11 protein-coding genes are annotated in these 13,387 nt (G+C 37.5%); all 11 read right to left on the minus strand.

Translation table 11 applies throughout. From position 1 onward, the window contains the following. Window positions 1-100: 100 nt before the first annotated feature. Complete coding sequence (locus IGL30_RS08810; protein WP_010718517.1) at window positions 101-1,918, minus strand: polysaccharide biosynthesis protein; 1,818 nt, start codon at window positions 1,916-1,918, stop codon at window positions 101-103. A gap of 11 nt (window positions 1,919-1,929) precedes the next feature. Beyond that, complete coding sequence (locus tag IGL30_RS08815) at window positions 1,930-2,694, minus strand: tyrosine-protein phosphatase (RefSeq protein WP_010737946.1); 765 nt, start codon at window positions 2,692-2,694, stop codon at window positions 1,930-1,932. A 19-nt stretch (window positions 2,695-2,713) separates the two neighbouring features. After that, window positions 2,714-3,409 (minus strand): CpsD/CapB family tyrosine-protein kinase, encoded by a 696-nt coding sequence (locus IGL30_RS08820; RefSeq protein WP_010718519.1) that lies wholly within the window; start codon window positions 3,407-3,409, stop codon window positions 2,714-2,716. Window positions 3,410-3,419: 10 nt separating this feature from the next. Next, window positions 3,420-4,199 carry a YveK family protein gene (locus IGL30_RS08825; protein WP_010737948.1) on the minus strand — a complete coding sequence of 260 codons (780 nt, stop codon included), beginning with the start codon at window positions 4,197-4,199 and terminating at the stop codon, window positions 3,420-3,422. Between the two features lie 841 nt (window positions 4,200-5,040). Continuing rightward, on the minus strand, window positions 5,041-7,116 hold the full coding sequence (glyS, locus tag IGL30_RS08830) for a glycine--tRNA ligase subunit beta (RefSeq protein WP_010718521.1): 2,076 nt from the start codon (window positions 7,114-7,116) through the stop codon (window positions 5,041-5,043). 1 nt (window position 7,117) lies between these two features. Further along, complete coding sequence (gene glyQ / locus IGL30_RS08835; RefSeq protein ID WP_010718522.1) at window positions 7,118-8,035, minus strand: glycine--tRNA ligase subunit alpha; 918 nt, start codon at window positions 8,033-8,035, stop codon at window positions 7,118-7,120. A gap of 359 nt (window positions 8,036-8,394) precedes the next feature. Next, window positions 8,395-9,204 (minus strand): DNA repair protein RecO, encoded by an 810-nt coding sequence (gene recO, locus IGL30_RS08840; protein ID WP_088745573.1) that lies wholly within the window; start codon window positions 9,202-9,204, stop codon window positions 8,395-8,397. 161 nt (window positions 9,205-9,365) lie between these two features. Then, window positions 9,366-10,265 carry a GTPase Era gene (gene era, locus IGL30_RS08845; protein WP_010718524.1) on the minus strand — a complete coding sequence of 300 codons (900 nt, stop codon included), beginning with the start codon at window positions 10,263-10,265 and terminating at the stop codon, window positions 9,366-9,368. Between the two features lie 12 nt (window positions 10,266-10,277). Then, a complete protein-coding gene (locus IGL30_RS08850; RefSeq protein WP_185068140.1) occupies window positions 10,278-10,685 on the minus strand; it encodes a diacylglycerol kinase family protein in 408 nt (135 codons plus the stop codon). After that, window positions 10,669-11,145, minus strand: a complete 477-nt coding sequence (gene ybeY, locus IGL30_RS08855; protein WP_025480127.1) for an rRNA maturation RNase YbeY — start codon at window positions 11,143-11,145, stop codon at window positions 10,669-10,671. Before ybeY ends, IGL30_RS08850 begins: the two co-directional genes overlap by 17 nt. 41 nt (window positions 11,146-11,186) lie before the next feature. After that, the gene (locus IGL30_RS08860; protein WP_010718527.1) at window positions 11,187-13,382 is read right to left on the minus strand and encodes an HD family phosphohydrolase; all 2,196 of its coding nucleotides are present in this window, start codon (window positions 13,380-13,382) and stop codon (window positions 11,187-11,189) included. Between the last annotated feature and the right edge of the window lie 5 nt (window positions 13,383-13,387).

Raw genomic sequence — 13,387 nt, forward strand, 5'->3', positions numbered from 1 at the left:
CCCTATGCAATTTTTGATCGCAGGAATCGTATAATCCAGCACATAAAGCAATGATTTTACTACTTTACTAATAGTACGTTCAGCTTAAAACAGCTAGTTTCTATTGATTAGAAGCATTGGCAAAACGAATCACTTCTCTTGCTAATTGTTTCTCATCTTTTGGCAAATGACGGATAAAATCCATCACTTTTTGATTTGAATAACCTTTGATGTTTCCGACAAAAATTTTTTCATAGACAGCTTCATCGTTTCTCTCTTTATCCAACAGTAGTTCTTCATATAGTTTTTCCCCAGGACGGATACCCGTTTCAAGAATCTCAATTTCGTCTTCACGATAGCCACTCAGGCGAATCATATTTTTGGCAAGGTTGACGATTTTGACTGGTTCACCCATATCTAAAATAAAAATCTCTCCACCTTTAGCCAAGACTCCTGATTGAATGACCAATCGACTTGCTTCAGGAATTGTCATAAAGTAACGTGTCATCCGAAAATCAGTAATCGTGACTGGTCCACCTTGCGCAATTTGTTCACGAAAGACAGGAATCACACTTCCTCGTGAACCTAATACATTTCCAAAGCGAACAGCGGAAAATGTTGTTCCATTTTTTTCGTTCAATCCTGTTACAATCATTTCTGCAATCCGCTTTGTCGCTCCCATCACATTAGGTGGATGATTCGCTTTATCTGTTGAGACCATCACAAAATTCTTGACTTTCGCTTGTTTGGCTGCTTCCGCAACATTTTTCGTTCCAAGAATATTATTTTTTACTGCTTCTTTGGGATTTACTTCCATGAGAGGAACATGCTTATGTGCTGCAGCATGATAAACGATATCTGGGCGATAGTTTTGCATGATCTCATTGATTTTGTCACGATCTTGAATATCTGCAATGAGCGGGACGATTTTTGTCTGCTGATTTTGCTGATTCATGCGGAGTTCCCGATCGATCAAATAAATCGAATTTTCCCCATGTCCTACTAGTAATAATTGTGCTGGGGAAAACTGGATAATCTGCCGACAAATCTCTGAGCCGATCGAGCCACCCGCACCAGTCACCAGAATGGTTTTCCCTGTCAAATGACCTTTGATCGATTCAATGTCCAATTCAACTTCATCTCTTTCTAGTAAATCAACTACGTCAATTTTTTTTAATTTTGTGACACTGACTTTTCCAGAAGCGATTTCTTCCATTGAAGGCATCGTGTTTACTTTGACATGCAAGGATTCTACCATTTGAAAGATATTCCTGATTTTTGTTTTGGATAAGGAAGGAATGGCGATGGTAACGATTTGTACATCATGTTTCTTGATTAGTGCAGGGAGGTCTTTGATCATACCGATCACTTTTTTTCCTGAAAGATATGTATTTTGCTTATTAGGATCATCATCAACAAAACCAATGACATAGGTGTCACTTGCTGTTTTTGATCCAAGTAAGATATTTGCCAAAATTCTACCGCCTTCACCAGCGCCTACGATGATCGTCTTCTTGGCAGTGGCTCTAGGTTGTAGCTTTGTCTGCTTTTTCTCAATGTAAAGACGCCACTCCAGACGGCTTCCCATGATTAAAAGCAAAGACAAAATATAGGTAAAGATCGTTAGACGTAACATATACTGATGATTGATAAAAAACAAGACAAAAAGATTTGAAATCATAGTGATCGACAAAGAAACAAAAATCGCCCTGATTTCTTCTAAATTCATATAGCGATTGATCCTTGTAAAGACTTTAAATAAACTCCCATAAAACAAATAGAAACCTATGGAAACGCCTGTAGAGATGAACATAAAATCCGTTGATACTTCTGCGAATGGCTTCATGAATCTAATTGTAGCAATGTTTGCCAAAAACAACAATAAGCTATCAACTCCTATCAAAATAGCAATCTTTCTTTTTCTTGTGACTTCAAACACCTTTACTCCCCCTAAAATAACCCAAACTTCTTCTTTTTTATCGCTTGATAAGTTGGATAATGAATCTGCTCCCCATTGATTAAATCTTTGGCGACTTGTTTCATTTGTTCAACTTTTTCGTTATTGAAGTCTTTAGCGATTTGTTCATAACATTCTTTTAAACAAAAAGAACGTCGCTCAACACCGTGAGCATCCGAAGCAATCATTTGTACAAGATTGTACTTGACCATTTTTTTTGCTGTTTTTTGGATTTCTTTGCCAAAGCGCCCCAGATAACTTGGCGCTGTCAGCTGTGTCAAACAGCCCATTTCTAGATAAGGCAACAAACGATTCGGATCTTTTGCAAAATAAGTATTACGCTCAGGATGCACGATTACTGGTATTTTTCCTAGTTTCAACAGTTCAAAAAAAAGGTTCTTTGCATATAACGGTACTTCTAATGTAGGAAATTCAATCAACAGATAAGTATCATTTAAATCTGTAAAAAGAAGTTCATCTCGGTGAAGCGCTTCAAGCAATTCTCCAGTAATACGAACTTCTTGACCTTCTAATAACACCAACGGTAAATTTCTTTTATCCAGCTCTTTTTGTAAAGTGGCGACTAGGGGAATGACTTTTTTCTTTTGATTACAATACTTGCCATTGTTATGGTGCGGTGTACATAAAATATGAGTAATCCCTTGTTCAACCGCTTTTTCAGCCATTGCCAGGCTTTCTTCCAGGTTTTGCGCACCATCGTCAACTGCTGGTAATAGATGACAATGTAAATCGATCATTCCCTTTACCTCCTCTTTATCATTCATAATAATAACTTGTATCTTTGCTTTGTTCGACTCCGTTATAAACAATTCCCAGTACCTTTGCCTGAGCCATCTCTAATAATTTTTTGGCTTTCACAACTGCTTCTTTTCGTGAAGTCTTTTCACGTACTACCAGAAGCGTACCATCTGCCTTTGATGACAAGATTTGAGCATCTGTCACAGTTACAATCGGCGGCAAATCAAACATCACGATATCATAGAGCTGACTTGCTTCTACCATTAGCTGATCCATTCTTTTCGAGCTTAACAGCTCTGATGGATTAGGAGGAATAGGTCCACTTGGTAATACTGATAATTCCTTGATTGCCGTTTTTTGGATCCCTTTACTGATCGTTTCAGTTGAACTGAGTAGATTACTTAACCCATAATGATTATTTATTTGAAATGCTTTGTAAATAACTGGTTTTCGCATGTCAGCATCAACTAATAACACTTTCTGACCAGCTTTTGCAAAGACAACAGCCAGATTTGCAGCCGTGGTCGATTTCCCTTCACCTGGTCCAGATGACGTGACCACGATCGTTTTGACTTGTTGATCATTGATTGAAACAAATTGGATATTGGTTCGAATCGTTCGGTAGTGCTCAGCCGCTGCTGATGAAGGATTAGTTAAAGTAATCAAACGAATCGGTTGAAGTAGTGTTTCTTTTTGTTTTATGACACGTCGCATGTTTTCCCTCCTACACTCTCGAACGAGCTCTACGAGAAGCTCTCGCTTGTTCACCAGTTTCATCGTTTATTGTCACCGGTGCGTTGTTGTTTTTGTCATTTCTATTGAAATCTTTGGCAGTCATTTCTGGTACCGTCCCTAAAATTGGAAACCCTATGACCTCCGAAAGATATTTTTCATCTTTCACAGTCTGGTCGAACAATTCCAATAACAGAGCTATCCCCATGCCAATCATCAGACCTAAAATAAGGCCAAGGGCAATATTTATTTTTTTATTTGGTGACACCGATGTTCCGTCCGCAACCGCTTCAGAAATGATCGATATTTTATCGACATTCATCACATCTTTTGCTTTCGTTTGAAACACCTCAGCTGTGGTATTCGCAATTTTCTGAGCATTATCTGGAATCGAACTAATCGCTTGGATAGAAAACATTTGTGAATTTTCGGATTGATTCACTGTGATTGCTTGTTTGATTTCTCCAACCGTCATTGCTAGCTGATCTTGCGTTTCTAATTGATCTTTCACTTCACTTAAAACTAAGTCACTAATGATCATATCTTTGTAGGTGTTAATCATTTGTAAATTCGTATTCACATCATTGACATTCGTAATATTTGACTGAGGCAACGTGACAATCAATTGGGCTTGTGAACTAAACTTGGGTGTTAAAATAAAGAATGTAACGAAACTTGCTACCGCCAAACCAACTAACGTTGAAATAAATAAGGTCAACAAACGCTTACGAAATACTCCGATGATCTCTTTTATACTAATTGTCTCTTCCATTTCTCTCCACTTTCCTGTTACTTTCCTAGATTCATTTTTCTTTTAACACATGACATCCTGCTGATGTTACTTGTTCTCATAAAATATACTCGTTTCAGTGAAGCTTCGTGAGACTTCCATCCTATGAACATACTTAGATAATTAAATGACATCGATTTCTAAAAAAATTTTTAGTTTATCATTCAGATGATAATTATTATCATCTAGAGTAAGATACTGGATCCCATCGTTTTAAAAACTTTTTATTCCCAAAAAAATAAATCGTTACTTTATCTAATCGCTTCCAAATCACGGGAAATTTGCTAATTTCATTAGACAAGTAAAGAATTTCTACCTGAGATCCTATTTACTATTATCCCATTCATAACAAGCTTTTCTTGTTATGAATAACAATTTTTCTATATTAATTATACCTAACTTTCATTTTTAAATAAAGGATGATTTAAAAATAACAAAAACTATGCATTTCACTCAATAGCACTAACCGATTGTTCTCTTTTTACCAAAAAATGTCATATTGTTCTGATTCGTGAAAGAAAAGTCGTTTATTGCTAGATAGCATGAATAAAAACGATATACACTACATAAAAAGAGTCTGAGGTATTAAGACCTTAAACTTACTTTTTATACTAAGATGAGTAATTGCTATGAAAGCATCCACTCTGGTACTTTCACAATCTTATCGACGGCGTTCAAAGATCTGCACTTCGGTAATCAGTCAAAAAATAAGCCGAAGCATTTAAAAATAGAAGAAACTATTTTCGGATGCTTCGGCTTATATATCAGAGCTAGACTTGTCATAACGCTTGTTTCAAATCAAGTTGGCAAAGGGCTACCTGATTTATTTAGTGATAATCTGATCTAAGCTTGCTATTGATAGTGCCATTTCAGCAATTTGTTTCAGCTGTGCCAAACGATTGTTACGGACAGCAGGATCGTCTACCATGACCATGGTTTGGTCAAAATACGTTTCGATCAATGGACGTAAAGCAACAAGTTGATCATAATCTTCTTTCAGCGTTTGTGTACCAAATTGTTTTTTCATTTCTGCTACCGCTTGATAAAGTGCTGTTTCAGCTTCATTTTCAAATAACGCAGGATTAATCTCTGTTGTCGTTGTTTCTTGCGCTTTCTTCGCTAAATTAACCACTCGAGTCAATGCTTCCATCGATGGCTTAAACTCTTCCTCATCTAAACGTTCTTTAAACAGTTGAGCTGCTGCAAAAACTTTTGTCAAATCGCTTTGTTTTGCATTTAAAACTGCATCAATCACATCGTGTCGGATTTGTTTTGTAGTTAGTAACTGACGGAAACGTCCTTTGATAAAATCAATGACTGCCTGTTGTCCATCCGATAACTGGACGCCAAAACGTTCTTGATCTTCATTGATTGCCTGGTCGATTTCACGTTGTAAACGAACCAATGGAAATGCCCAATTTTTTGCTTCGATGATGCGGACAATCCCATACGCTTGACGACGAAGAGCATACGGATCATTTGACCCACTTGGGATCATTCCAACTGTAAAGAAAGAGAAGATACTATCTAATTTGTCTGCAATCGCTAATACTGCACCAATTTTGGTTTCTGGTAAGTCACCTTCACTTGAAATTGGCAGATAGTGTTCCTTGATAGCTGTTGCTACAGCTGATGTTTCGCCGTGTAATCGCGCATATTTTTCACCCATGATCCCTTGAAGCTCTGGAAACTCACCTACCATGTTGGTCACTAAATCAAATTTATAGATTTCAGCAGCACGTTGTAAATCCGTTAACTCTTCTGGTGATAAGCCGACAGATTTACCTAAAATACGAGCAATAACTTGTACTCGTTGCATTTTTTCGTAGATGCTTCCAATTTTTTCATGGAAAGTCACTGATTTTAATTTATCAACAAAAGTCTCGATTTCAATCTTTTTATCTTCATTGTAGAAAAACTCTGCATCTTCTAAACGAGCAGTCAATACTTTTTGATTTCCACGGATCACGTTTTCTAGTTTGACACGATCCCCATTTCGAGCAGAAATAAAATGTGGCAAGAGTAATCCTTGGTCATTTCTTACTTCAAAATAACGTTGGTGCTCCTTCATTGAAGTAACCAATACTTCTTCAGGGACAGACAGATATTTTTCTTCAAAATCGCCAGCAAAAACTGTGGGATATTCGACTAAATTATTCACTTCTTCTAATAACTTTTCGTCTAAATCGATCGTCCAATGGTTTTTCTCTGCTAATTCTGTTGCTTGTTGGACAATCATTTCTTTTCTTTTATGTGGCGCAGCTATCACGAATTGTTCTTGTAATTTTTCTTCATACTCATTGGCATGAGCGAAACGAACTGTTTCTCCTAAGAAACGATGACCACGTGATGTGCGATCTGTTGTAACATCTAAAATCTCGAAAGGAATCACTTCATCATCTAGTAAAGCAACAATCCAATGAATAGGACGAATATATTCGAAGTCAAAATTTGCCCAATGCATCGTAACAGGAAATGTCAAACTTTTGATGACATCTGCAAGTCCAGTCAATACTTCTTTCGCTGGTTGTCCATGTGTATATTTGGTTACGTACACATACTCTACACCCTTCAGCTCTTTAAAGGTAATATCGTCAGTCGTCAAACCTTGACCACGTACAAACCCTTCTGCGGCTTTCGTCCAATTTCCATCTGAATCCAATGCGATTTTTTTAGCCGGACCCTTTAATTCTTCTTCGCTATCTGCTTGACGTTCTGGGATATTGGTTACTTTGATCGCTAAACGTCTTGGCGTTGAAAAAGTTTCGATTGTATCATAAGACAATTGGTGTTCATCTAAAAACTTTGCTGTTTTTTGTTCCAGTTGTTTCATGCTTGGTGTAACTACATGGGCAGGCATTTCTTCCAACCCGATTTCTAAAAGTAACTCTTTTGCCATGTTATTCAGCCTCCTTAACCGTTTCTGGATTTGCTGTGTTTTTATTCAATAAAGGAAATCCTAATTTTTCACGCTCTGCCACAAAAATCTTTGCAACAGATTTTGCCATATTTCTGATACGTGACAGATAACCAGCACGTTCTGTGACAGAAACTGCCCCACGAGCATCTAGTAGATTGAATGTATGGCTGCATTTTAAAATGTAATCATAGGCAGGATGAACTAAATTTTCATCAATGCATCGTTTAGCTTCTTTTTCAAAACGATCAAAATTACTTAATAATAGTTCTTGATCACTGACTTCAAATGAATACTTGGAGTGTTCGTATTCAGGCTGTTTGAAAATCTCCCCATATTTTACGCCATCTGACCATTCAAGATCATAGACACTTTCTACTTCTTGGATGTAGGATGCCAAGCGCTCCAAACCATAAGTAATTTCAGATGTCACTGGTTTACATGGCAGACCGCCGACTTGTTGGAAATACGTGAATTGTGTAATTTCCATTCCATCGAGCCAAACTTCCCAACCAACACCGGCACAGCCCATCGAAGGGTTTTCCCAGTTATCTTCGACAAACCGAATGTCGTGTTCCAAAGGATCGATCCCCAATAAACGTAAACTTTCTAAATAAAGTTCTTGGATATTTTCAGGTGATGGTTTCATCACTACTTGGAACTGATGATGTTGATACAGACGGTTCGGATTTTCCCCATAACGACCGTCGGCTGGGCGACGAGAAGGCTCTACGTATGCTGCATTCCAAGGCTCTGGTCCAATTGCTCGTAAAAAGGTATATGGGCTCATTGTACCTGCCCCCTTTTCTGTATCATAGGCTTGCATCAACATGCACCCATTTGATGACCAAAATTTTTGTAACGTCAAGATCATGTCTTGTACAGATAATTTTTTGCTCATTTAAAATGACTCCTTCCACTTCTAAATAGTTTGCTGAGAATTTGAAACAACAAAAAGTCCCTATGCTTGTCTAAACAAACATAGGGACGAATAACTTCGCGGTTCCACCCTACTTCCGAAAATTTCGGCAGCTTCATTGTCAGTACTCCCAAGTGCCTCTTCAAAAACCGACAGCATTCGGCTCACACCCTCCCGAACTCGCTTTTGCTACGTATTTTTTACTGATCTTGTTCAACGTACTTTATTCTTTTATTTAGCCAATCAAGTTTTTGTACAAAACTCTCATTTATCTAGGTTCCATAATAGACGTATAGTTAGGCTTTTGTCAAATAGTTTTGAATGTTGATTGAACATTCTACTCATTTTTTTTGGTTTTCAGAAGCACTTTCTCCTTCCGGATCAGGCTTTTTTAGGACATGTTCCCATGATTTCATTTGATCAATGAACTTTTTACTTTTTAGATGAATCCCTACGTATTCTTCGTATAACTGGTCAATCAGTTGCCTGATCGTTGCTTTGGTTTCGTCTTTTAAATTGATTCCTGTGATCTTATCATAAGAAATAGCAGAGAACATACGCACGAAATAAACAGCTCTTGGATCTGCATGATAACGACGGTGATCCATTGACCAATGTTCTTCGCACAGCACGCCTCCATATTTGGAAGAATAATCAAATTTACCTTGAGTTTTGCCGCACACCACACAATGTGTCCAAATCGGTGCAATCCCAAAGCGTTGCAATAATTGTACCTCAAAGATGTTGGTGATGATTTCCGCGTCGTCCCCCTGATCCATCCGTTGCAATGCTGCTTGTGTAAATTGAAAAAGATGGGGATCATATTGGTGGTCTTCGATCGCTGCATCCACTAAGTTTAACAAATACGTGCCGTAACCACTTAAAAAAATGTCTTCTTGAATTTTTCTAAAGGAATGAACATCTTTTACGCTGGTTATAAACGAAAGTCCTTCACTTTTAAACGTACCAATGTAGATTCCTTCAGTAAAAGGGAGTAGTGCAGGGGCTAATGGTTGGTTTTGCCGGTGAATTCCTTTGACATAAAACATCAGTTTCCCCGCAGACTCAGTAAAAATTTTCACTAATTTGTCTTTTTCTTTATAATTTCGACTGGACAATATGATCCCTTTTGATTCGGCTAGCTGGCTCATTTTTTTCGCCCCCCTTTTAGAAAAAGAATAAGGAAAAGAAAAATCATTCACTGAATCATTTTCCTTTCCCACTTATTCTACTCATTTTCTTGTCTTCTGACTTTTACACGCGGTTTCGTCTATCGAATAATCACGTTCAACTCATTTTTATCTACTTAAAGTTAATATTCCTCTTTGCGGTAACCAAAATCTTGTAAATAAACTCTTTTATCGCGCCAATCTTTTTGAACTTTAACCCATAGTTCTAGAAATACTTTGTCACCAAGCAAATTTTCAATATCTTTTCTTGCTTTCGTCCCAATTTCTTTTAGCATTTTACCACCTTTACCGATGATAATCCCTTTTTGACTATCACGTTCAACGATAATGGTTGCTTGAATTTGGATTTTATCATTTTCATTGCGTTTCATTGAGTCAACAACAACAGCCACTGAATGTGGGACTTCATCTCTAGTCAAAAACAGGACTTTCTCACGAATCAATTCCGAAACGATAAAGTATTCTGGATGATCCGTTACTTGATCATCCGGGAAGTATTGAGGACCTTCTGGCATCTCAGCGATCAACACTTCCATTAGACGGTCCACATTGTTCCCTTCGGTAGCCGAAATCGGTACAACTTGTGCAAAAGGCATTTGTGCCGAATAATCTTCGATGATTCCTAATAATTCATCTGGATGAACTTTATCGATTTTATTGATAATCAAATAAACAGGTGATTGAACATTTTTTAATCGTTCAATAATAAAATCATCCCCACGTCCACGTTTTTGATCCGCACTGATCATAAATAAGACAGCATCCACTTCTCTTAGTGCACTGTAGGCTGATTCTACCATAAAATCACCCAAACGATGTTTTGGTTTATGGATTCCCGGAGTGTCGATAAAAATCAACTGTGCTTCTGGTGTCGTATAAACGCCTTGGATCTTATTTCTGGTCGTTTGTGCCTTGTCACTCATGATAGCAATTTTTTGCCCAACGATTCGATTTAATAATGTTGATTTGCCAACATTTGGTCGTCCCACAATAGCGACAAAACCTGATTTATGTTCTAACATATTATTCTCCTTTTAATTAAAAAACATTTGATAGATTTTAGGTACAAATAAAATGAGACCGACGATCACTGCAAAACAAGCGGTGACTAACACTGCTCCTGCCGCCATATCTTTGATTTTTTTCCCAATTGGATGGAAATGAAAATCGGTAAACATATCCACCACATTCTCAAAAACAGTATTTAAAATCTCAACGATCCACACCAGAAAAACTGCTAAAATTAACCACAGCCATTCTAGTTGATTCAGTTGAAATACAACTCCCATAAAAAACGCCAGCAACCCAAAACCTACATGTTTTTTCATATTACGTTCCTCATCAAAGACTGTTTTAACCCCTTGAAGAGCAAATTCTACTGACATAGCGAAGTGCTTATTTTTCTCAACCTTTTTCTCGCACTCTTTATCTTTTAAGTCCATAAGCATCTAAAATCTCTTTCTGTAAACCAAACATCTCTGCTTCATCTTCGGGTGTCATGTGATCATAACCATTGATGTGCAAAAAGCCATGCACTGCCAAAAATCCCAACTCTCGATCATACGAATGACCATATTCTTCCGCTTGTTCCTGGGCACGCTCAATTGAGATCATGATATCTCCTAATACTCGTGGTAAAGGATTATCGCCTTCTTCAAAAATCACGGGAATTTCGTCTTCCCCTTCGTCTTCTAATGCAAAACTAATCACATCTGTTGGGGCATCTTTGCCACGGTAGACACGGTTGATTTCTTGGATTGCTGCATTGTCCATAAAAGTAACAGACATTTCTGTTTCCTCGGATAATTTCAAATGAGCCGCTGCAAATTGCAGAAGGTCCTCGATCTCTTTGATTTTTTCTGTTGAAACTTTCTGTGTTTCATCCATAAATGTGATGTCCATATTTATCGCTTCTTTCTTACTTATTGCTGATATTTTTTATTTTAGCCATTTTCTTTTTCTACTTTCATCGTTTCCGCTTCCGATTTCATTTTAGGATATTTGATCCGTGAATGGAAGGTACTACTTAACCCACTGATCAAAGATTTTTCCACTTTGCGAATTTCTTTTAATGTTAAACCACTATCATCAAGTTGACCATCAGAGATTCGTTCTTCAATCAAATTATGGACAAATTTTTCGATTTTTTCACCTGTTGGATGATCCATTGCCCGTACTGCCGCTTCACAACTATCTGCAATATTCACGATGCCGGCTTCTCGGGTCTGTGGTTTGGGACCAGGATAACGAAATTGTTCTTCGGTGACTTCAGGATTTCTTTCTTTTGCCTTAATATAGAAATACTTCATCAATGTTGTTCCATGATGCTGTCGGCAAATATCGATTACCATTTGCGGCATGCCATATTCCTCTAAAATTTTCGCTCCATCGGTCACATGACCAAAAATGATCTGTTTACTATCTTCCGGTAATAAGAAATTATGTGGATTTTCAGCACCAGAAGGCAAGTTTTCTACAAAAAAGCTAGCATGTTTGATTTTACCAATATCGTGGTAGTAACAAGCTACACGTGTCAATAATGACCGCCCATTGATCTCAGCCACTGCGTTCGCGCTTAAATTGGCGACCATCATACTGTGATGATAAGTTCCTGGTGCTTCTTCCAATAGCTGTTTTAACAATGGATGGTTAGGATTACTTAACTCATTCAAGACGATCACACTATCATCGTTGACCATCAATTCGATATACGGATGTAATCCCATCGTTAACAGATACGACAGCAAAGCCCCCATAAAGCCACAAATCAGTGTTAACCAAGTTGTTCCATTACTAAAGCTCATACCTTGATAAACAATCAACACAACATCCATCATCAACGGAAAAATAATGACCCACATCATAGCTGAAAACCATTGTTCTGACACTCGTTGGCGTTTTAAAACCGTCGCTAATAAACCTGAAAAAAGATAAGCCATCAAGATAACGGTCAAAAAGTTGGTCCCAATCGAGCCATAAAAAATAAACAATGCAGATACGGCTTGGAACAAGGCAGCCATGATTCCTGCCCTCCGGTTCAAAAAGAAATTTAAAACTAAAGGAACAAAAGCTGCAGGATAAAACAGCGGGATAAAAGCTGCTTGTTCCGTTTGGAATAGTTGGAAAAATTTCATTAATAACACACTAATGGACATAGCCGTAACATAAAAGAGAACATACTCTGTTCGTTTTCCGGCTTCATGGTACTGCATTGAGTTGTAAACTAAAACAGCAATTTGCAATAAGACTGCTAAGATCATTGCTACTAAAGGAAAAATTGACGTTGTTTGACTGGTCAATCCTAATAATTCAAGCTTTTTCATTGCATCTGCATCGATTTGATTTCCTTCACGAACAATGATTTCGCCTTGATAGATCATGACCGGTTGAACCGCACTCCTTGCTGATTGTTTCAATTCCTCTGTTTTCTTTTCATTTAAGACATCATTTACGACGATTCCTTGATCGACAAGATAATGGATCGTTTGTTGTTGGTCAGGTGTCACGTTCAAATATTGGATCTGTTCTTCTGCCTGTTGCTTGAAGGTTTCTAAATCACTTTCTCGAACTTGTTTTTTCATTTGTTCATTGATCAATCGAAGACTTTCATCTCGGACTGTCGCAATTTGACTATCTGACATACTAAAGATTTTTGTGTAAAAATTAGTCGGTAATTTTTGATAAAATGCCACGTTTTCAGCATTGGCATTTTCAAAACTCTTCTTTAAAGCTGCAATTCGTTCGTCGATAGTTGGCTTAGGAACATTTTCATCTTCTTTTGCTTTATCTACTTTTTCTTTATACGCTTTATTGATCGAATCATTTGTTTTATTGATCAATTCAAAAAGCTGCTTGATGCGACTACTTTGTTCACTAGCTAAATCTTGTTGATACGTATATTCTGGCGTAACAGCTTCCGCTGCTAATTTTCTTTTTTGTTCGGTTTCTTCTGTATTCTCAATCGTTTTATTCGCACGAATACTTTCTTCTGCCACTTGTCCTTCTCTGAAGTCATTGGCTTTTTGCTTGACGCTACTAAACGTAACGCCACAAACGATCACAAAAAACAAAAGCAATAAGAAAGGCATTGCCGCCTTTCCTAATTTTGCTTGCAGTTGTTGGAGTATTTTATTCAACATTGCTT

The organism is Enterococcus sp. DIV1089c (assembly GCF_050530965.1).
In the GTDB taxonomy this organism is placed as follows: domain Bacteria; phylum Bacillota; class Bacilli; order Lactobacillales; family Enterococcaceae; genus Enterococcus_B; species Enterococcus_B hirae.